The 20,584-nt window shown below is 69.9% G+C and carries 20 protein-coding genes; 12 read left to right on the plus strand and 8 right to left on the minus strand.

The window, feature by feature from the left end; genetic code table 11:
• Positions 1-16: 16 nt before the first annotated feature.
• Entirely contained in the window at positions 17-847 is an 831-nt protein-coding gene (locus ACYVOK_RS35170) for an LLM class F420-dependent oxidoreductase (RefSeq protein ID WP_460666939.1), read from the minus strand.
• Between the two features lie 154 nt (positions 848-1,001).
• On the minus strand, positions 1,002-1,745 hold the full coding sequence (locus tag ACYVOK_RS35175; protein WP_460666940.1) for a phosphotransferase: 744 nt from the start codon (positions 1,743-1,745) through the stop codon (positions 1,002-1,004).
• A gap of 357 nt (positions 1,746-2,102) precedes the next feature.
• Between ACYVOK_RS35175 and ald the strand changes: the two genes are divergently transcribed.
• Positions 2,103-3,218 carry an alanine dehydrogenase gene (ald, locus tag ACYVOK_RS35180; protein WP_460666941.1) on the plus strand — a complete coding sequence of 372 codons (1,116 nt, stop codon included), beginning with the start codon at positions 2,103-2,105 and terminating at the stop codon, positions 3,216-3,218.
• On the plus strand, positions 3,215-4,147 hold the full coding sequence (xerD, locus tag ACYVOK_RS35185; protein WP_460666987.1) for a site-specific tyrosine recombinase XerD: 933 nt from the start codon (positions 3,215-3,217) through the stop codon (positions 4,145-4,147). The genes ald and xerD overlap by 4 nt, the downstream gene beginning before the upstream one ends.
• Here the strand turns inward: xerD and ACYVOK_RS35190 are convergent.
• Positions 4,121-4,885: a nucleotidyltransferase domain-containing protein gene (locus tag ACYVOK_RS35190; protein WP_460666942.1), complete on the minus strand. Its 765-nt coding sequence runs from the start codon at positions 4,883-4,885 to the stop codon at positions 4,121-4,123. The two genes, xerD and ACYVOK_RS35190, sit on opposite strands and share 27 nt — an antisense overlap.
• 396 nt (positions 4,886-5,281) lie before the next feature.
• On the opposite strand from ACYVOK_RS35190, the gene ACYVOK_RS35195 reads away from it, so the two are divergent.
• Genes ACYVOK_RS35195 through ACYVOK_RS35215 form a run of 5 tightly spaced genes read left to right on the plus strand, consistent with a single transcriptional unit; the run spans position 5,282 to position 10,313 of the window.
• Entirely contained in the window at positions 5,282-6,193 is a 912-nt protein-coding gene (locus ACYVOK_RS35195; protein WP_460666988.1) for a ParA family protein, read from the plus strand.
• Positions 6,178-6,543 (plus strand): hypothetical protein, encoded by a 366-nt coding sequence (locus ACYVOK_RS35200; protein WP_460666943.1) that lies wholly within the window; start codon positions 6,178-6,180, stop codon positions 6,541-6,543. Before ACYVOK_RS35195 ends, ACYVOK_RS35200 begins: the two co-directional genes overlap by 16 nt.
• Positions 6,544-6,545: 2 nt before the next feature.
• Positions 6,546-7,541: a segregation and condensation protein A gene (locus ACYVOK_RS35205; protein ID WP_460666944.1), complete on the plus strand. Its 996-nt coding sequence runs from the start codon at positions 6,546-6,548 to the stop codon at positions 7,539-7,541.
• On the plus strand, positions 7,538-9,586 hold the full coding sequence (gene scpB, locus ACYVOK_RS35210) for an SMC-Scp complex subunit ScpB (RefSeq protein ID WP_460666945.1): 2,049 nt from the start codon (positions 7,538-7,540) through the stop codon (positions 9,584-9,586). The genes ACYVOK_RS35205 and scpB overlap by 4 nt, the downstream gene beginning before the upstream one ends.
• A complete protein-coding gene (locus ACYVOK_RS35215) occupies positions 9,579-10,313 on the plus strand; it encodes a pseudouridine synthase (protein ID WP_460666946.1) in 735 nt (244 codons plus the stop codon). Before scpB ends, ACYVOK_RS35215 begins: the two co-directional genes overlap by 8 nt.
• Before the next feature lie 15 nt (positions 10,314-10,328).
• On the opposite strand, the gene ACYVOK_RS35220 is transcribed toward ACYVOK_RS35215, so the two are convergent.
• Positions 10,329-10,610, minus strand: coding sequence for a hypothetical protein (locus tag ACYVOK_RS35220; protein WP_460666947.1), 282 nt, complete (start codon positions 10,608-10,610; stop codon positions 10,329-10,331).
• Between the two features lie 173 nt (positions 10,611-10,783).
• On the opposite strand from ACYVOK_RS35220, the gene pafA reads away from it, so the two are divergent.
• The 3 genes from pafA (at position 10,784) to ACYVOK_RS35235 (ending at position 14,633) form a co-directional block, all read left to right on the plus strand.
• A complete protein-coding gene (gene pafA, locus ACYVOK_RS35225; protein WP_132323127.1) occupies positions 10,784-12,145 on the plus strand; it encodes a Pup--protein ligase in 1,362 nt (453 codons plus the stop codon).
• 51 nt (positions 12,146-12,196) lie between these two features.
• Complete coding sequence (locus tag ACYVOK_RS35230; protein ID WP_460666948.1) at positions 12,197-13,492, plus strand: GNAT family N-acetyltransferase; 1,296 nt, start codon at positions 12,197-12,199, stop codon at positions 13,490-13,492.
• Positions 13,493-13,667: 175 nt separating this feature from the next.
• On the plus strand, positions 13,668-14,633 hold the full coding sequence (locus ACYVOK_RS35235; RefSeq protein WP_460666949.1) for an FKBP-type peptidyl-prolyl cis-trans isomerase: 966 nt from the start codon (positions 13,668-13,670) through the stop codon (positions 14,631-14,633).
• Positions 14,634-14,699: 66 nt separating this feature from the next.
• On the opposite strand, the gene ACYVOK_RS35240 is transcribed toward ACYVOK_RS35235, so the two are convergent.
• The 3 genes from ACYVOK_RS35240 to ACYVOK_RS35250 form a co-directional block, all read right to left on the minus strand.
• Positions 14,700-15,143 (minus strand): hypothetical protein, encoded by a 444-nt coding sequence (locus ACYVOK_RS35240; protein ID WP_460666950.1) that lies wholly within the window; start codon positions 15,141-15,143, stop codon positions 14,700-14,702.
• Positions 15,144-15,219: 76 nt separating this feature from the next.
• A complete protein-coding gene (locus ACYVOK_RS35245) occupies positions 15,220-16,044 on the minus strand; it encodes a hypothetical protein (protein WP_460666951.1) in 825 nt (274 codons plus the stop codon).
• On the minus strand, positions 16,044-17,117 hold the full coding sequence (locus ACYVOK_RS35250; RefSeq protein WP_460666952.1) for a DUF3866 family protein: 1,074 nt from the start codon (positions 17,115-17,117) through the stop codon (positions 16,044-16,046). Before ACYVOK_RS35250 ends, ACYVOK_RS35245 begins: the two co-directional genes overlap by 1 nt.
• Positions 17,118-17,204: 87 nt before the next feature.
• Here ACYVOK_RS35250 and ACYVOK_RS35255 point away from each other — a divergent pair, with 87 nt between their 5' ends.
• Together ACYVOK_RS35255 and ACYVOK_RS35260 are read left to right on the plus strand one after the other, a co-directional pair.
• On the plus strand, positions 17,205-18,164 hold the full coding sequence (locus tag ACYVOK_RS35255; protein ID WP_460666953.1) for a helix-turn-helix transcriptional regulator: 960 nt from the start codon (positions 17,205-17,207) through the stop codon (positions 18,162-18,164).
• Entirely contained in the window at positions 18,161-19,138 is a 978-nt protein-coding gene (locus ACYVOK_RS35260) for a helix-turn-helix transcriptional regulator (RefSeq protein ID WP_460666954.1), read from the plus strand. Before ACYVOK_RS35255 ends, ACYVOK_RS35260 begins: the two co-directional genes overlap by 4 nt.
• A 206-nt stretch (positions 19,139-19,344) precedes the next feature.
• Here the strand turns inward: ACYVOK_RS35260 and ACYVOK_RS35265 are convergent, their stop codons facing one another.
• Positions 19,345-20,556 carry a winged helix DNA-binding domain-containing protein gene (locus ACYVOK_RS35265; RefSeq protein WP_460666955.1) on the minus strand — a complete coding sequence of 404 codons (1,212 nt, stop codon included), beginning with the start codon at positions 20,554-20,556 and terminating at the stop codon, positions 19,345-19,347.
• Positions 20,557-20,584: the final 28 nt, after the last annotated feature.

Here is a 20,584-nt window from a genome sequence, read left to right on the forward strand (position 1 = left end):
GACGGACCCGCCGGACCTACTGGAGAACGGTTGCCAAGGCCTCGTAACCGGGCAGCAGCTCGATCCCCTCACGGCCCAGCTGCTGGACCGCGACGTGGTCGGCTCCGGCCTCCAGGTGGGCGTTCAGTCCCTCGGCGATCTCCACCGCCGAGCCGTGCAGGACGAGTGCGTCGACGAGCCGGTCGCTGCCGCCGTCGTCGAGGTCGTCGTCGGTGAAACCGAGCCGCTTCAGGTTGGACCGGTAGTTGCGCAGTCGCAGGTACGACGCCAGGTAGTCGCGGGCCGTGGTCCGGGCGATCTCGTCGTCGGTCTCGAGCACGATCTTCTGCTCCGGCGCGAGCAGCACACCGCCGCCGAGGGTACGACGGGCCTCGCGGGTGTGCTCCGGAGTCGTCAGGTAGGGCAGCGCCCCGGCGGTCCGGGTGGCGGCCACGTGCAGCACCTTCGGACCGAGCGCCGCCAGCGCCCGCCGGTCCGCCGGGACCTTCGCGTCGTCGAGTTCGTCCAGGTAGTCCAGGATCGTCTGGTACGGCGACCTGTACTCGCCGGTGCGTTCCGGGTGACCGATGCCGACACCGAGCAGGAACCGGCCCGGGTGCTCGTCCTCCAGCCGGTGGTAGGAGGCGCCGACGTCGGCCGCCGGCGACTTCCACATGTTCACAATGCTGGTGCCGACGGCAACGGAAGTCGTTGACGCAAGCAACACTTCGGCATCGCGCAGGTCGGCGCCGGGGGAGGCCCCCAGCCAGAGCGCGCCGTACCCGGCCTGCTCCAGTCCCGCCGCCAGTTCCGGACCCCAGTGCTGAGGTCCGTGCCAGACCCCGAAGCGTCCCAGTTCCACCGCCACGCGTACTCCTCTCGTCGAACCGTTCTCAGGCTGCAACCGGGAGCGGGCGGGCTCCATTCCGTGCATGGTTCATGCTGCTCAAGCATCTCCGACGCACTCCGGGGGCCGTCAATGATGACTGTCCCCGCAACCACCATATGGACCCGCGGGAGAGTCACAGGTGTGCGGCGATCTCCGGGATGCGGTGCTCGAGGACCTTCAGGCGGCGCTCGGTGCGTTCGGGTTCGCCGACCTTGGCGAGGTTGAGCATGCCCGGGTCGCCGGCCTGCTGCCCGGCGCGGATGACGCGGGCCGATCGCCGGGCCCGGATCGGTGCGCCCTCGAGGATCTGGAGCGGCGTGAACGTGCCGCCGTACGCGGACGCCATCAGTCGCAGGCGCGCTGCCTGGTACGCCGGGTCCATCGGGATCGCCAGCGGGGCCGTGTTCCAGGCGGTGAAGGCGATGTCGTCGAGCGGGACGCCGGGACCGGCCATGTCCCAGTCGATCACGCCGCTGAACCCGGTCTCGGAACCGATCCAGTTGTACCACCCGTAGTCGTGCATGCAGATGATCTGATCGGCCGCGAGTTCACCCCGGCTGGTCCGCCACACGATCTCGCCCTCGGGCCGGTACGACGCCACCACCCGGTGGTACTCGGCCAGCCAGCGCATCGCGTCGGCCAGTACGTCGTCCGGCACGTCCTCGCCGTACGCCGTACCGGGAAGGTAGTCGAGGATCTCCCGGCCGCGGTCGTCGAAGCCGAGCACCCGCGGGATGCCGGTCAGCCCCGCCTCGTGAAGGTAGTTGAGCAGTCCATGAACGGCCGGTGTCCACGGTCCGGTGGCCCGCCGGACCGTGTCGCCGACCCGGACCGCGCCGCCGACGTTGCCGCCAGGCAGGACGATCTCGTTGTCCATGTCAGAACCTTCCGTCGGCGTTTCGATCAGGGGTACCCGGAAAACACCGAACAGGTGCTCTTCGGGGCAGTGCAAGACTGGCGTCAGGAGAGAAGAGGAGATTGCGTCAAGATTGCGCAAAGCCTGCGGGGCAAGGGATTCCGGTGTGAACGTCACGGGCCGCCACGGCGTCGTACAGGAGTGTAACCGAACCGCCGGGGAACGAACCCGCGAGTCGCATGCGGATAGGACCATCCGATCAGGTGGTATGAACCTTGCGGGCTTACACTCGGCAGCGACCTGGCAGCTCACCCCTCACCGCCGGGCCGCGGACACAACGACGTGGGCCGCACACCTGGAACGAAAGAAGGGCGCGTTGTGAAGGTCGGAGTTCCGAAGGAAGTCAAGAACCACGAGTACCGGGTGGCCATCACCCCGTCGGGCGTGCACGAGTTCGTGGGCAACGGGCACGAGGTTCTGATCGAGCAGGGCGCGGGGACCGGATCGCTGATCCCCGACGAGGAGTTCGTCGCGGCCGGGGCACGGATCGTGCCGGCCGCGGACGACGTCTGGGCGGACGCGGAGCTGGTGCTGAAGGTGAAGGAGCCGGTGGCCGAGGAGTACCACCGGATGCGGCGGGACCAGGTCCTGTTCACCTACCTGCACCTGGCCGCGAGCAGCGAGTGCACCGAGGCGCTGCTGAAGTCCGGTATCACCGGTATCGCGTACGAAACGGTTCAGCTGTCCGACGGCTCGCTGCCGTTGCTGGCTCCGATGAGTGAGGTGGCCGGCCGGCTGGCACCGCAGGCGGCTGCCTACCACCTGATGCGCAGCGGCGGTGGCCGCGGCGTGCTGATGGGCGGCGTCTCCGGGGTACACCCGGCGCGGGTCGTGATCATCGGCGCGGGTGTCGCCGGGATGAACGCGGCCGCGATCGCGCTCGGCATGCAGGCGCAGGTGCAGCTGTTCGACCGCAACATCGCCCGGCTCCGCGAGGCCGACCGGATCTACCAGGGCCACCTGCTGACGATCGCGGCGAACTCGTTCGAGATCGAGCGCGCGGTGCTCGAGGCCGATGTGGTCATCGGTGCGGTGCTGGTGCCCGGCGCCAAGGCTCCGAAGGTGGTCACCAACGACATGGTGCGGCGGATGAAGCCGGGCAGTGTGCTCTGCGATATCGCGATCGACCAGGGCGGCTGCTTCGAGGACTCCCGGCCGACGACGCACGCCGACCCGGTGTACCAGGTGCACAACTCGCTGTTCTACTGCGTCGCGAACATGCCCGGCGCGGTGCCGAACACGTCGACGTACGCGCTCACCAACGTGACGCTGCCGTACGCGATCGAGCTGGCGAACCTGGGCTGGCGGGAGGCGATGAAGCAGGACCACAGCCTGGCGCTCGGCCTGAACACGTTCGACGGGCACATCACCTACGGACCCGTGGCCGAGGCCCACGACCTGTCCCAGCTGAAGCTCGACGAGGTGCTGGTCTGAGCATCGACCGAGCGGTCGGCGCGTACCTGGACCACCTCACGGTCGAGCGCGGGCTGGCCCCGAACACCCTGGCGTCGTACCGGCGTGATCTGCGCCGGTACGGCGACTATCTCGCGTCGGCCGGGATCGACGACCTCGGCCGGATCTCCGAAGCCGTCGTGAGCGACTTCCTGATGCGGTTGCGGGAGGGCGACGCGGACCACCCGCCCCTCACCGCGTCGTCGGCCGGCCGGACCGTGGTCGCCGTCCGGGGATTCCACCGGTTCTGTCTGCGGGAAGGGCTGACGGCCGTCGATCCGGCGGCCGCTGTCAAGCCGCCGGCACCGCCGCAACGGTTGCCCAAGGCACTCTCCGTCGACGAGGTGTCGCGGATCCTCACAGCGGCCGCGGGGGCCGAGGCCGAACCCGCGGTGCTCGCCACGCGCGACGCCGCCCTGCTCGAGTTCCTCTACGGAACCGGCGCCCGGATCTCGGAAGCCGTCGGACTGGACGTCGACGACATCGATCTCGACACGGGTGCGGTCCTGCTGCGGGGCAAGGGCAGCAAGGAGCGCGTGGTCCCGGTCGGGTCCTACGCCCGCGAGGCGCTGGCGGCGTACCAGGTCCGCGGCCGTCCGGAGCTGGTACGGCGGGGACGCGGCACGCCGGCCTTGTTCCTCAACGCACGCGGCGGCCGTTTGTCGCGGCAGAGCGCCTGGACCGTGCTGCGCCGGGCCGCTCAACGAGCAGGCATCGCCAAGGAGATCTCGCCGCACACGCTCCGCCACTCCTTCGCCACGCACCTGCTGGACGGCGGTGCCGATGTGCGTGTCGTACAGGAGTTGCTGGGACACGCGTCGGTGACCACGACCCAGGTGTACACGCTCGTCACCGTCGACAAGCTCCGTGAGGTCTACGCGACCTCACACCCCCGCGCCCTCTCCTCCTGACCCGATCGCGCTCTGCAGGAACGCCGTACCCTGCTCGATCACTGCTACGGGGTCCTGGGCGGACAGGACGCGGTCGATGCCGCGCAACCCGGCCCGATCGAGCAGGCGCTTCTCGTTCGTCACCCATTCGCCACGGGCAGCCAGGATCGCGTGAGCCGTCATACAGCTCGCGGTGGCGACGGCTCCGGCGGTCTCGGTCAGCAGGCCGCGTTCGGCGTACGCGCTGCGGGCATAGGCGAGTGTCAGTTGGGCTTCGCCCCACCAGCGCTCTCGGGCGGTCTGCTTCAGCTTCTCGGGGTAGTCGGGCCGGGGCAGTGTCCCGTGCAGGACCCGGTTGGCGGCGAGCTCCGCCACGACGATGTAGCTGGGGATGCCGGCCAGGTGGAACAGGAGTCGCTCGATGTGGAAGCGCCCTTCCTGTGCCTCGGCCAGGTGGCGCTCGACGTCGTCCAGGTCGCGGTAGTGCACGTCGACCCGGCGGCCTTCGACCTCCAGCCAGCCGCCGCCGTTGAACACGCCTCCACCCCAGCCGCCGATCTCGGAGACCTCACCCGGCCAGCCGAGTGCGCGAAGGTCGGCCGGAGCGAACGATCCGCGGTAGTAGATGGCGAAGTCCCAGTCGCTGTCCGGTCGGTGCGTTCCGGTGGCGCGGGAGCCGCCCAGCGCCACCGCCTCCACGCTCGGCAGGTTGGCGAGTTGTGCGGTGACCAGGTTCAGAAAGTCGTCGGCGGACTGCATGCTGCGCAGACTAGTTCCCGTCGTACGGCGGCGCGGTTGGCGTCGTACCGGGGAGCCGTGAAAGCCTGGGCCCGGTGCTCGGACGCCGGGGGACGGTGTGCGATCATCTGGTTACGGTTGGTCACCCGGAGGCGGTGATCGGCCGGGTCCGGAGCTTTGTCGACAAACCACCCCACCCCGGTGCGGAGTGGCTGGTTGAGAGTGCTTGAATGCACGCTTACAGTCGCTGGGATCGCCCGTATCGGTTGAAAGGTTTGACGAGTCATGAACGAGTCGACATTCCCGGGCACCGAGCAGTTCCCGTCGCCGGCCCAGCCGATCGCGCCGACGATTTCCCAGCCTGCTGTGGCCCCCCAGCCGCAGCGGCCCCTGACCCCACCCGAGAACTATGCGGAGATGCCCCGGCCGACGGCCAAGCTCACCGCGGAGGACATTGCCCCTGTGAACGATCCGCACGGCCCGAGGAACAAGATCGGGCCGACCGGCCGGCCGCTTCCGGACCTCCCGGAGCCGAAGCCGCCGACGAAGACGGGCCCCGCACAGGTCATCGCGATGTGCAACCAGAAGGGTGGCGTCGGCAAGACCACCACCACGATCAACCTCGGCGCGGCGATCGCCGAGACCGGCCGCAAGGTGCTGCTGATCGACTTCGACCCGCAGGGCTCGGCCTCGATCGGCCTCGGCGTGCAGCCGCACGACCTGGAGCTGTCGGTCTACAACCTGCTGATGCAGCGAGACATCACCGCCGACGAGGTGATCCGGCCGACCAACGTGCCGAACCTCGACCTGCTGCCGGCCAACATCGACCTGTCCGCGGCCGAAGTCCAGCTGGTCCAGGAGGTCGCCCGCGAGTACACCCTGCAGCGCGTGCTCGAGCCGATCATCCCGAACTACGACGTGATCCTGATCGACTGCGCACCGTCGCTCGGCCTGCTCACCGTGAACGCGCTGACCGCGTCGCACGGCATCGTCGTACCGCTGGAGTGCGAGTTCTTCGCGCTGCGCGGGCTGGCGATGCTGACCGACACGATCGGCAAGGTGCAGGACCGGCTGAACCCGAAGCTGGAGATCGTCGGCATCCTCGGCACCATGTTCGACGGCCGGACCACGCACGCCCGCGAGGTGCTCGACCGGGTCGTCCAGGCCTTCGACGAACGCGTCTTCCACACCGTCATCCGGCGTACCGTCAAGTTCCCCGAGACCACGGTCGTCGGCGAACCGATCACGACGTACGCCCCCTCGTCCCAAGCGGCTACCCAGTACCGCGACCTTGCCAAGGAGGTGCTGGCGCGTTGTCCCGCCGGGTGAGCCTGCCAGGTGCCAGTGAACTCTTCGGGGGTACGGCACCGAAGCAGACCAGACCCGAGAAGCGCACCACCACCGACGGACCCTCCGCCGCCTCCGTGCGGTCGCGGACGGCCGTCGTCGACGACCGCAAGTCCAGCGGTCGGATCCGGCACGACACGAAGATCACCGTGTACGTGACGGAGGAGGAGCTGCTCGGCCTGGAACAGACCAGACTCGCGCTGCGCGCCGAGCACGGCCTGACCGCCGACCGCGGCCGGATCGTCCGCGAGGCCATTGACGTACTGCTGGCCGACTTCGTCGACCACGGGCCGGACTCGGTGCTGGTACGGCGGCTCAAGGCCTCGGAGTGACCGTGTCCGACTCGTTGCCGTTGGACATCGCGTCCGGTACGTCGGCCGACGGCGTACCGGCTGTTGCCGAGGGCAAGGGGTTCAGCGTCCACCTGGTGAACTTCGAGGGGCCGTTCGACCTGCTGCTGCAGCTGATCAGCAAGCACAAGCTCGACATCACCGAGATCGCGCTGTCGCAGGTCACCGACGACTTCATCGCGCACATCAAGGCGCTCGGGCCGGAGTGGGACCTCGACCAGACGTCGGAGTTCCTGCTGATCGCGGCGACGCTGCTGGACCTCAAGGCGGCCCGGTTGCTGCCGAAGGGCGAGGTCGAGGACGCGGAGGACCTGGCGCTGCTCGAGGCGCGCGACCTGCTGTTCGCGCGGCTGCTGCAGTACCGCGCGTTCAAGCAGATCGCCACGTTGATGCAGGAGCGGATGGCTCTGGAGGCCCGCCGGTTCCCCCGGGCCGTCGGTGTCGAGCCGCGGTTCGCGGAACTGCTGCCCGAGGTGCTGCTGGGGATCGACCCGGCCGGCCTGGCGGCGTTGGCGGCACGGGCGCTGGCGCCGAAGGACGACGTACCCGAAGGTGTCTCGCTGACCCACCTGCACGCGCCGAAGGTGACGGTGCGGGAGCAGGCCGTGGTGATCGTCAACCGATTGCGGCGGCAACGCAGTACGACGTTCCGCGCGCTGGTGGCGGACTCGCCGGACACGGTGACGACGGTGTGCCGCTTCCTGGCGCTGCTGGAGTTGTTCCGGGAGGCGGCGGTCGCGTTCGACCAGGTGACGCCGCTGGGGGAGCTGACGATCCGCTGGACCGGGTCCGACGAGGGCGAGATCGACGTCAGCGACGAGTTCGACGAGGAGGGCAAACCCGAGTCCGCGGACGGTGAGGCACCCGAGGTCCCCGACGACATCGACTTCCTCGAACCAGGTGAGAACCTGACCGAAGACGACCATCCCGAGGACACCGCCCAGCCCTCCGAAGGACCCGACGAGACGGTGAACCAGTGACCGACCACCCCACCCCGGACCCCACCGAGACCGTCGCCGCGACCGGCGAACACGAATCCCCCGAGAACGAGCGTCCGGCCACCGACACCCCGAGCGTGGTCGACTCCGGTGCCGACGAAGCAGACGCCCTAGCAGAATCCGCCGAGTCGACCGCCGCCAACTCCGCCGCCCCGACAGACGATGAGGCCGCCGCCCCCGCCGCAGCGGGCGAAGACCCCTCCACCGCCAATGAGCCGTCGACGACCGACGCCTCGACCCCGGTCGACTCCGGTGCCGAGGAAGCAAACGCGCCCGGAGGGCCCGCCGACTCCGGCGCCGCCGAGTCGGCCGGCCTGACGGACGATGAGTCCGCCGCCCTCTCGGCAGACGGCGATGAGGCGTCCGCCGAGGAAGCCTCCGTGTCCGACGACTTCGTCTCTCCCTCGGGTGCCTCCGACTTCCCCTCCGCCTCCGGGGCCGGCGCCTCCGCGTCCGGTGGGCCCGTCGAGGGTGAGTCTGGTCCGGAGAAGCCGGGCGAGGGGGATGAGGATGAGTTGCCGGCGGGGCAGGGTGAGTTGGCGGTGGGGGATGAGGTTCTCATCGACGACGAGACGATGCGGCGGGCGCTCGAGGCGATTCTGATGGTGACGGACGAGCCGTTGCCGGTGCTGACGCTGGCGCGCGCGGTCGGGCGGTCGACCGGGGACGTGGCGGCGGCCCTCGCGACGCTGTCGGGGGAGTACACCGAGCAGGGGCGCGGGTTCGACCTGCGTGAGGTGGGTGGCGGCTGGCGTTACTACACCCGCGTCGAGGCGGCGCCGTACGTGGAGAGGTTTGTTCTCGACGGCCAGCAGGCGCGGCTCACGCAGGCCGCGCTGGAGACGCTCGCGGTGGTCGCGTACAAGCAGCCGGTGAGCCGCGCGCGGGTCTCCGCGATCCGCGGGGTGAACGTCGACGGTGTGATGCGGACGCTCGTTGCCCGCGGTCTGGTCGAGGAGGCCGGCGCGGACACCGAATCCCAGGCGACGCTGTACCGCACGACGTCGTACTTCCTCGAGCGAATGGGCATGCAGTCCCTCGACGACCTGCCCGAACTCGCGCCGTACCTCCCGGACATGGACGACATCGAGGAAGAACTCGCCGCCCAAACCATCCCGTCCACCGCGTCCGACGAAGGTACGACAACCGCGGAGGAGGGTACGGCGACCTCCGACGAAGTCACGCCGACCTCTGAGGAAGGTGCGACGACCGACCAGGCACCCGCAGCCGAAGCCGACGCCCAGAACCAGCCCGCCGACGGAGATTCCACGTCATCCGACGAGGCGAACCGCGACGACGCGGAGCCCGAGCCGTTTGACGCCCCCACCGACCCGGAGGCCGAGCCGTCCGACGACCCGGCCGGTCCGGAGGGCGAGCCGGCGGACGAGTCCGGCGGCGACATCACCGGCATCGACGGCGACCTGACCACTGACGACGCGGTCGAGTTGGACGTTGAGCATGAGCCGGGTGAGCTCGACCCGTCCGACGAGATCGGCTCCGCCGAGGACGCCGACGAGTCCGTGGACGCAGGTGCCGAAGGCGCCGACGAGGCGACACGTGTGCCCGCCGAAGGCGCCGACGGGTCGGATATGCCCGTCGGGGCGGCTGACGGCTCGGCGGACGCGCCCGCCGAAGGCCCCGACGGTTCGGTTGATGCGCCCTCCGAGACGGCTGACGGGTCGGTGGACGCGTCCGGTGGGGTGTCGGGTTCGGCTGCCCAGGTGGGGGGTGGGTCGGCGGATGAGCCTGGCGCGGATGGCGCGGGGATCGATGGGGATTTGAGCACTGAGGAACCGGTTGAGTTGGACGTCGAGCACGAGGCGGGCGAGCTGGGCCCGTCCGAAGAGATCGGGTCCGCCGACGGGTCAGCGGATGCACCCGGACAGCGGGCGGATTCACCTGCTGAGGCGACGGATGAGCCGTCCGGCGAGAGCGGGGCCGACCCGTCTGTGGAGGCCGTCGGCGAGGCGGCTGACGCTGGGGGTTCGGCGGTTGGGACGTCCGGGGGTGGGGGCCGGGATGGGTGAGCAGGAGGGGGTCCGGCTGCAGAAGGTGTTGGCTCAGGCGGGGGTGGCGAGCCGGCGGAATGCGGAGATCCTGATCGAGCAGGGCCGGGTCGAGGTCGATGGTCAGGTGGTGACCGAGTTCGGCCTCAGGGTGGACCCCGCGGTGTCGGTGATCCGGGTCGACGGCGAACGTATCCCGCCGACCAGCGCCCACGTCTACCTGGTGCTCAACAAACCCCGCGGCGTCGTCACCACGATGTCCGACCCGCAGGGCCGCCCGTGTATCGCCGACTACGTCCAGGACCGCCCCGAACGCCTGTTCCACATCGGCCGTCTCGACACCGACACCGAGGGTCTGCTGCTGCTCACCAACCACGGCGAGTTCGCCCACCGGCTCACGCACCCGTCGTACGAGGTGTCCAAGACGTACGTCGCCGAAGTCGAAGGCAACGTGAAACCCGCGGTGCTCCGCGAACTCCTCGACGGCATCGAACTCGACGACGGCCCGGCCCAGGCCGACACCGTCAAGGTCGTCTCCAGCATCCGCGGCCGCACGCTGATCCAGATCAGCCTGCACGAGGGCCGCAACCGCATCGTCCGCCGCATGTTCGACGCGGTCGGCCACCCGGTCAAGCGGCTCACCCGCACCGCCATCGGCCCGGTCCGCCGCGGCAACCTCCACACCGGCGAACTCCGCGAACTCGACCCGAAGGAACTGGGTCAACTCCTCGACCTCGTAGACCTCTGAGGCACGCGCCAGGCCTCAACGGTCAGCGCCCGGTCGAAGAACCTCCGGACAAGTCCGTACGGCGGTGATGCCGCACGACGTACTGCCGATTAGCCGGGCCATCCACGGATCGGACCGGTCGCGGTCGATCAGGTGACGGGTCGTCGTACCGACCTTCCATCGTCCGGTGGGTGCGGGGAGCTTCAGGGTCAGGTCACCGCGGTGGGCGTACGCCGGCACCGCCCCGGCCAGCATGGTCGAGGCGAGGGCGGCGGTGAAGGTTCGTCTCCTCAGGACGTACGACGTTGGCAGTCGCATGCGGTGCCGTCACTGCTGTCGGACCGAACTCCACCCGGAGATCCACCCACCGGTCCGGACCGCGCTCCACTCCGCGCCCGACCCTGGGGGTGTTGACATCAAAGGGGTAACGCCGGAAGACGGCGCGCCTGCGACATGGCCCGGTTGTCGGAGCGGCCACGTACTGTGGGTGTGTGAACCGGCGAATCTTCGGTCTGGAGAACGAGTACGGCGTCACGTGTACCTTTCGCGGTCAGCGCCGACTGACCCCCGACGAGGTGGCGCGGTACCTGTTTCGGCGCGTGGTGTCCTGGGGGCGGAGCAGCAACGTCTTCCTCCGCAACGGGGCACGCCTCTATCTCGACGTGGGCTCCCACCCGGAGTACGCGACCGGTGAGTGTGACTCGGTCACCGACCTGATCGCGCACGACAAGGCGGGTGAGCGGATCCTCGAGGGTCTGCTGGTGGACGCGCAGAAGCGGCTGCACGACGAGGGCATCTTCGGCGACGTGTACCTGTTCAAGAACAACACCGACTCGGCCGGGAACAGCTACGGCTGTCACGAGAACTACCTGGTCAGCCGGCACGGCGACTTCGCCAAGCTGGCCGATGTCCTGATCCCGTTCCTGGTCACCCGCCAGCTGATCTGCGGCGCCGGCAAGGTGCTGCAGACCCCGCGCGGCGCGGTGTACTCGGTCAGCCAGCGCGCCGAGCACATCTGGGAGGGCGTGTCGAGCGCGACCACCCGGTCCCGGCCGATCATCAACACCCGTGACGAGCCGCACGCGGACGCCGAGCGGTTCCGCCGGCTGCACGTGATCGTCGGCGACTCGAACATGTCCGAGACCACGATGCTGCTCAAGGTGGCCAGCACCGACCTGGTACTGCGGATGATCGAGGCCGGCATCGTGATGCGCGACCTGACCCTGGACAACCCGATCCGCGCGATCCGCGAGATCAGCCACGACATGACCGGCCGCCGTGAGGTCCGGCTGGCCAACGGCCGCGAGGCCAGCGCCCTCGACATCCAGGGGGAGTACCTGACCAAGGCCCGTGACTTCGTCGACCGCCGCGAGCTCGGTACGCCGGCCGTCGAGCGGGCGCTGTCGCTGTGGGAGCGGACGCTGAAGGCGATCGAGTCCGGCGATCTGAGCGGGATCGAGCGCGAGATCGACTGGGTGATCAAGTACCGGCTGATCGAGCGCTACCGGCAGCAGAACAACCTCGGCCTGGCCAGTCCGCGGGTCGCCCAGCTCGACCTGGCGTACCACGACATCCACCGGCCGCGCGGCCTGTACTACCTGCTCGAGCGCAAGGGCGCGGTCACCCGGGTGGTCGACGACCTGCGGATCTTCGAGGCCAAGTCGGTGCCGCCGCAGACGACCCGGGCGCGGCTGCGCGGTGAGTTCATCAAACGGGCGCAGGAACGCCGCCGGGACTTCACCGTCGACTGGGTCCACCTCAAGCTCAACGACCAGGCCCAGCGCACGGTGCTCTGCAAGGATCCGTTCAAGTCCCACGACGAGCGCGTGGAAAAGCTCATCGCCAGCATGTAGCGCGTGGCTAAATCGAGTGCCTGGCCGGACAGGGCCGCATAGAACGATCGCATGGCGATCGAGATCCGGCCGGTCACCCGTGCCGAGACCAAGGAGTACCTGCGCGTCCTGCCGTTTGTGAACGGCCTGCCCCAGGAGGAGCCCGAACCCTCCGCCTCGTACGCCGGCCGGGCCGCCTGGCCCCCGCAGGTCCCGGCGAGCGACGCCGACCTCGAGCGGTACGTCGAGCAGGTCCAGAGCGACTGGTATCGCCCGCAGGCGGCGTTCGTGGACGGGACGATCGCCGGCGCGTCAGGGATCGTGTCGGTCCAGGTGACGGTGCCCGGACTTCGGCAGGTCGCGCTCGGCGGCGTCACCTCGACCGGTGTGCTGCCGACGTACCGGCGGCGCGGGTTGCTGCGGAAGATCATCACCGCGATGCTCGAAGACTGCCGGCAGCGGCGTGAGTTCCTGGCTGGGCTGAGCGCGAGTGAGGCGACGATCTACGGGCGGTACGGGTTCTCCCCAGCGACGTTCCAGCACCGGTGGGAGCTACGTCGTACCGATGCCGCCTTCCGCTCGGACTTCGAGGACGCGGGTTCGCTGGAGTTGGTGGACGGAGCCGTTGCGGCGGCTGTGTGGCCCCTGCTGCACGAGCGGGTGCGGGCCACGCGGGTGGGAGAGATCAGCCCACTGCCCGGCAACTGGGACGGGCTGGCGACGGGCGGATTGCCGGCGGATGGGTCCGGACCGGCGCATCACCTGGTACACCGCGATGCCGAGGGTGATGTCGACGGCGCGGCGTTGTTCCGCTTGCCCTGGTCACCGGATCCTGCGCACGCCGGCGTACTGCAGGTCGAGGCGTTCGAGGCGCTCACGATGGAGGCCTACCGGGCTTTGTGGGGTCTGCTGGCCGACTTCGATCTCACCAAGCGCGTCGTGGCTGCGCGGCGGCCGGTGGACGAGCCGCTGCGATGGATGCTGGCGAATCCGCGGGCACTGAAGCTGACGCGGACGCGGGACAACCTGTGGCTGCGGATCCTCGACGTACGCGAGGCTCTGGAGGCACGCGCGTACGCCGGGAAGGACTCGCTGGTGCTGGACGTGACGGACGACCTGTGCGGATGGAACGCCGGGCGGTGGCGCCTGGACGCTTCGCCGGAGGGAGCGGCCTGTACGGCGGCGCCCGGCGCGTCGGCGGACATCAGTCTGACCGTGGCCGAACTCGGGTCGCTGTACCTGGGTGGAGTCAGTCCGGAGGTACTGCTGCACGCGGGGCGGATCGGCGAACACAGCAGTGGTGCGGCAGGACGGCTGGGCGCACTGCTGCGGCAGGACCGGGCACCGCACAACGCCGTCGGCTTCTGAGCGAGCTGTGGCCGTACGTGGTGTGACCCAATGGTGACGCACGCGGACAGTGGTGTTGTTGGGCGCGCAGGCTAGGGTGGGCGGCGTTGTTGCCCTGCGAGGGTGTCTGTCGACCCTGACGCCCTCCGAGTCGAGCGGCGCGAACCGCGTCGGGATGTTTCGAGGTGCTCGTTTCGTGCGCAAGTTGTTGAGTCTGGTCGCGGTGGCGGCGCTGGGTTCCGGCCTGGTGGCCTGCGGCTCCGAGAAGCCGGAGTTCGGGGCCGGCGGGATCAAGGTGACGTCGGAGTTCGGGCAGAAGCCGACGATCACCCATCGCGAAGGTGAGCCGGAGAAGACCCTGGTGACCGAGGTCCTCAAGGAGGGCGACGGGCCGGTGGTCAAGAAGGGTGAGCTGCTCACCGCGAACTACCTCGGCCAGATCTGGCGGGACGGCAAGGTCTTCGACAACTCCTACGACCGGGGCGCGCCGTCGTCGTTCCCGATCGGTGTCGGCGGTGTCATCGCCGGCTGGGACGAGGGTCTGGTCGGCAAGAAGGTCGGCAGCCGGGTGCTGCTGTCCATCCCGTCCGACAAGGGCTACAAGGAGACCGGCAACGAGCAGGCCGGGATCAAGGGAGACGACACGCTGATCTTCGTCGTCGACCTGGTCAGCGTGGCCGCCAATGACACCCCGCTGGACGCGACCCCGGCCACGTCGGCGAACACCCCGATCAAGGTGAGCGGTCCGCTGAACGGCGAGCCGAAGGTGACGGTCCCGGCCGGTACCAAGCCGCCGGCGAAGCCGGGCAAGCCGGTCGTCGTCGCTCTCGGCAAGGGCAAGCCGATCGAGAAGAGCAGCCAGCTGATCGGCCGGTACGTCGTCTACGACTACACCGGCAAGAAGCAGGCCAGCACCTGGGACGGCCAGCCCGCCGCCAACGGTCAGCCCGCTCAGCCCGGCGCCCCGACCGACCAGCTCCAGGTCGGCCCCGGCCCGAACGGCCAGGCCGGCGCCCTCGACGGCCTCGTCGGCATCCCCATCGGCAGCCGCGTGCTGGTCGAGCTCCCGCCGACCAAGGACGCGAAGGGCAAAACCGTCAACGCCCTCGCGGTCATCGACATCCTCAACGCCTTCCCGGCCCCCAAGCAGCAGGGTCAGTAAGTCGAGCCTGCAAGAAACGAACAATCCGAGGGCCGGTCTCCCAGGTGGGGACCGGCCCTCGGGCTGTTAGCGGCGGAACCAGCGGGTGGTTTGTGGGTGGAGGGTCAGGGTCACGGCGGCCAGGAGGGCGCTGAGGTGGATGGTGCGGATGGTGGCTGTGAGGAGGAAGGCGGCGGACCAGGGCACGGCTGACAGGTCCTGCTCGGTCAGCCAGGTGAGGGGTTCGTAGAGCAGAGACGCGAGGCCTACGGTGCCTAGAAGCCCGACCAAGAGGTACCGGGACCAGGGGATGCCGCGGCGGAAGTAGCGGTCGATGACGACGAAGAGGGCGCCGTAGACAACCGCGCGGACGGCCAGTTGCGCGGCCAGGGCGGGGAGCGAGATGCCGTCGTGGATCGCGCCGCCCGCGGCGACGACGGTCTCCGCGACCCCTGCGCCAACGGCGAGCAACCACATCAAAGTGGCCCAACGAGCAGTCAGCGGCGCCGAAACAGGTGCAATGGTTGCCATGCCCCCAGCCTCGCCCCGTACGCCGCCAGAATCAGGGGTACTGCGACCACGCGCCAGGTGGAGGTACCCCCACCGGTCAGTCGCGCTCCAGGCCTCTGGGACGCGTTCTGACAGCCTTCTCGGCAGCAGCCTCGGGTGACGAGACGTCGTGGGCTGCCGCGGGCGGGAGGATTGTTTGGGTGTGTTCCACGTGGTGGTGGAATGCGTCCTGGCCTGCGGCGTACGCCATGACGTCGATGTCCTGGGGGAGTTTCGGGGGTGCGCCGAACAGTCGTGTGTGCGACGTGGCCAGCAGGACTCGGATGGTGGCGTCGCCGCCGCGTTGGTACTCCGGGCCTTGGTAGAGGTAGTACTCGGCGGCGACGAAGGCCCGTCGCGCGGCCGGGTCGCCGAGAAGGTCCTTTCCGGCCGCGCGCTGTGTCTCCAGGTCCGCGAGGATGCCGAACGCCTCCCGCTGCAGCGTCCGCCGATCGTCGAGGCGCCCGGTCAAGGTGCAGCAGAAGCCCTCGACGGGCCGCGGAAGGCCGTACTGGTCCGCTGCCGCCTTGCCTCGCAGCAGCGTGTTCCCGGTGATCGTGCTCCCGTCCGGCAGCCGGACCTGGTTCGCCAGTACTTCGCGGCCCGGCGCCTCGGTCGCGATGCGGTGCTCGATGATCTCGCCGAGCCGGGCCGAGATGCGGCTCGCGGGCGTCTCGGTTCCGCCCGTCAGGCGTCCGGTGACGCCGCTCAGGTGGCTGCCCTCCGAGCGCAACCCCGGCCCGAACGCATCGATCATCGTGTCATCGCCGATCGGCGTGTGGTACTGCTCGAGGCCGGCGTTGGGGCCCTGCTGGTCCCAGAGGGCCGGGTTGTTGGACCTTCTGATCAGGTCGGGTGTCGGGAAGCTCGCGGCGGTGACCATCACGGGACGTCCACCAGCCTCGCAGCGTGACGTCCGGCGGCGGCTGCTGCTTCGAAGTACGCCCGGTCCTCGTCGAGGCTCCGGCCCATCGTCGACAGTTTCACCGGTGCCGCCCGCATGGCGTCGTACAAGCCCTCGACGCCCACCCGCACGACCCGGTGGCGGGCCTTCAACGGCTCGGCCGCGTCTCGCACCGCATCACCGAACTCGCCCGGCAGATCCGGTACGACGACGTCCGCCGGCTGCAACGCCACCCGACCGTACGCGGTCAGACTGTGGTGAGAGATGCCGCGGTGCCGCGGCCGTGGGTCCGCCTCTGAGATCCGCAACGACGCGACAGCCCGCCCACCCAGCGTGCCGACCGCATTGACCGCCTCACCCGATTGCACCCCGGAGAACCCCCAGCGGGTCCCGGTGCCGAGGTTGCCGGGCCCCTGCGTCAGTACGACGAGCTCCGCCGCCAACACGTGCACAGCGGTCAGCAGCCCGGTGTGAACCGTGACAGCCTCCCGATCCCCGCCGTACGCCTGCCCGACGGTCACAGTCCCACTCAGCCACCCGCTGTCCCGCAGCGCCGCCACAGTCCGCGAAAACGCCAGCGGCAACGCCCCACCGTCGGTCATCACGTAGACGACCCGTGTGGTCGGCCGAGCCTCGTAGACACCGGCCAGTACGGCGGGCAGCGCAGAGTGCAGGTCCGCCACGACAACCGGCGTACCGAACAGGTCGTCTGCATCGCGCAGTACGTCGTGGTCCGGTGAGTCCTGCTCGTCCGCACCCAGCACCATCGCCTGCAAGGGCGTGTAGCGAGCCTTGACCAGGTGACCGTTCTCCGGCGGGTCAGCAGGCAGTCGATCCGGTACGGCCACCACCAGCGCGTATCCGCCCGTTCCCAGGCCCTTGTCGAGAGCTCCGACGTTCAGCAGCACCCTGTCGCCGGCAACCGGCGTACCGACCAGGTCTGGGTAGGCAAGGGCGCGCACAGGCTGCTCTCCGACCGTCACAGTCAGTTCAACCGCTCCGGCCCAGCTCCGGCCGACCTCACGCACCACACCGTCGCGCCACCGAATCACACGGCGACATTAGCGTGTCGAACCGGTGTTCGAAGATTTCGGTGCGGGAGGGCGGGATTTGACGCCCGAAGGCCGTAAGGTGGTCGGGTGTCGGCGCGGAAGAGTGAGCGGCTGCTCAATGTGGTGATCTGCCTGCTGGTCGCGCGCACCTATGTGACCAAGGAGCGCATCCGCGAGGTGGTCGAGGGGTACGCGGGCCAGACCGACGACGCCTTCGAGAAGATGTTCGAGCGGGACAAGGACGAGTTGCGCGACCTCGGCATCCCGATCGAGATGGGCACCATCGACAAGTTCTTCTCCGACGAGGTCGGCTACCGGATCCGCCGGGACGTGTTCGAGCTGCCCGAGGTCCACCTGGAGCCGGACGAGGCGGCCGTCCTGGGCGTCGCCGCCCGGGTCTGGCAGCACGCCAGCCTGGCCGAGGCGACCACGTCCGCCGTGCTGAAGCTGAAGGCGGCCGGCATCCAGACCGACCAGTCGGCGCTGAGCGCGATCGAGCCGCACGTCGGGGCGTCGGAGCCCGCCTTCGACCCGCTCTGGTCGGCAGTGGTGAGCCGGGCCGCCGTACGGTTCCAGCACCTGCGCAGCGGTGCCTCCGAGCCGACCACGCGGACGCTGGAGCCGTGGGGCATCGTCTCCTGGCACGGCCGCTGGTACGTCGTGGGCCGCGACCGGGACCGTCAGGCCACCCGGATGTTCCGGCTGTCCCGGATCACCGGGGAGGTGAAGACGATCGGCGAGCCGGGCGCGTTCACCGTCCCCGACGGCACCGATCTGCGCTCGCTGGTCTCCGAGCTGGCGCCGCCGCGACCGACGTCCGAAGCGAAGGTCCGCGCTCGCACCGGCTCGTGTGTCAGCCTGCGTCGCCGCGCCAACGCGATCGAGCCGTACGAGGAGGGCTGGGACCTCCTCCACGTCCCGTACGCCGACTCGGGCGTGCTGGCCGAGGAGATCGCGTCGTACGGCCCGGACGCGGTCGTCGAAGGCCCAGGCGATGTACTGGACGGCGTCCTGTGGCGTCTGCGAACGGTGGCGGAATCGGCATGAGCAACGCGCGCGATCAGGTGCAGCGGCTGCTGGCGCTGGTGCCGTACCTGCGGGAGAACGACGGTGCCCGGGTGGACGACGTCGCCAAGGAGTTCGGTGTCCGCCCGAAGCAGATCATCGCGGACCTGAAGGTGCTCTGGTTCTGCGGACTCCCGGGTGCGCAGATGGGCGATCTGATCGAGATCGACATCGAGGCGGCCGAGGGCGAAGGCGTCATCCACATCAACAACGCCGACTACCTGGCCCGCCCGCTGCGGCTGGCCGCGGACGAGGCGCTGGCGCTGCTGACCGCGCTCCGCACGCTGCGCGAGGTGACCGCCGGGAACGACCGGGACGCGGTCGACCGCGCAATCGCGAAGCTCGAGCGCGCCGCGGGCGAGGCGGCGGCCGCGAACGAGGGCGCGGCGGCGCACGTCCACGTCGAGCCGGCCGCACCGGAGATCGCCGAGACGGTCAACCGCGGCCTGGCGACGAAGCGACGCCTGCACCTCACGTACGACGTCCCGTCGCGCGACGAGACCACCGAGCGCGACGTCGACCCGATGCGCCTGGTCGTCTCGGAGGGCCGCACCTACCTGGAAGCGTGGTGCCGCCTGGCCGAGGACGTCCGGCTGTTCCGCTTGGACCGCATCGCGGCCGTCAAGCTGCTCGATCTGCCCAGCCAGCCGCCGCCGGAGGCGACCCCGCGCGACCTGTCGAACGGCATGTTCCAGCCGTCCGAGCGCGACCTGCTGGCCACGATCCGGCTGGCTCCTCCGGCCCGCTGGGTCGCCGAGTACTACCCGAACGAGTCCGTCGAGGAAGGCCCGGACAACTCGCTCATCGTGAAACTCCGCGTCGCCGACACCGGCTGGCTCCAGCGCCTGGTCCTGCGCCTCGGCGGCGCCGCCACGGTGCTCGACCCGCCGGACCTCACCACCCAGATCGCAGCCACGGCCCGCGAGGCCCTGTCGGCGTACGACGACCTCACCTGAACTGCCGTACGACGACTGCCCGCCCCGCCCTCACTCCGGCGCCAGATGACTCCGGCGCCAGCTGAGGGGTCAACCCCTCAACTTGTGGGTTGGCACCTTGCATGCAGTGAGCCAACCCACCACTTCAAGCGCTGACCCCTGAGATGGTGGCGAGCGCCAGAGGCGGCGTGGGTGGCCGGGGGTCGGGGGTGGCGGGGTCGGGGTGGTCAGGGTTGGCTGAGCTGCTTCTCCAGAGGGGCGCGGAAGCGGGGAGTGACGCGGACGCCGGCGAGCCAGGCGGTCCAGCGGGCGGCCTCGGCTTCGACCAGCTCGACCATCTCCCGGCCGACGTCCTCGAGCAGCTGGAAGCGGACCTCACCGGACTCGGGCTGGCCCCAGCCGCCGATGATCCGGCCGTCGGCCCACACCGTCGGGCCGACGTTGCCGGTGTTGTCGAAGAGCTTCGCCTTGTGCTCGCCGAGGTACCAGTCCCGTTCCTTCCAGCCCATCGGCGTCGGGTCGAGCGCGGGCAGAAACGCCACCCAAGGCTCCACTGGGGCCTCAGGAGCCTCGTCACCCGGCAGCACGTACCCCACCTGCCCGTCCAGGTCCACCTCGACGGCCTCGACCGCAGCCAGGGCCTTCTTGGTCTGGCCGGCCGTCCACCCGGCCCACCACTGCAGATCGGCCGCCGTACCCGGTCCGAACGACGACAGCCACGCCTGCGCCAATTTCGCCCGCGCCTCGTCGGCGGACAATTTGTCGCCCAGTCCGCCCGGAACCCAGTGCTCCGCGGGTGACCACTGGTGCTGGCTGCTCAGCCACGTGCCCAGCGGGCGTCCACGGACGATGCGGCCCTCGGCGGACAGCTGGAACAGCACCCGGCTCGTCACGTACGGCTGGGTGGCGTACGCCTTCCCCTCCGCCATGCTGAGCCGGCTCCGCAGCCGCGGCTCGTCCGCGGAGAGCTCCTGAGCGGTCGCCGAGCCCCGGAGTGCCAGTGCCGTCGCCGTTGACTCCTCGACCGCCCGCAGCCACTTCGCGGACGCTTCCGGATCCGGCGCGATCCCTGCCTCGGTCAGGTGCTTGACCAGCAGTTTCCGCTGCTTGACCGCGATGTCGTCGGTGCACGCCGCCTGGACCACCGGCGCGAACGGTGTCGGTACGACGAAGACGGTTCGCCGCATGCCGAGCATCCGGATCAGCGTGCGGTCCTCGTACAGCGCACGCTCCGTGCCGGCCACCTCGCTGCCGGGCACGCGGGCGGCGACGGACAGGTGGACCGTGGCGGGGTCGGTGGCGTGCAGCGCGACCACGGAGGCCGCCGCCTCGACCGGGTCCGCCGCCTGGACGGACGGCGCGAGCCGGTGCCGCCGGCCGATCCGCCTCCGCCGCTCGTCGATCCCGATCCGCTGCATCCCGATCCCCCTCACTGTCACCGGACTCTCCGTGACACCCGGTTTTACC

This window comes from Kribbella swartbergensis (assembly GCF_054784135.1).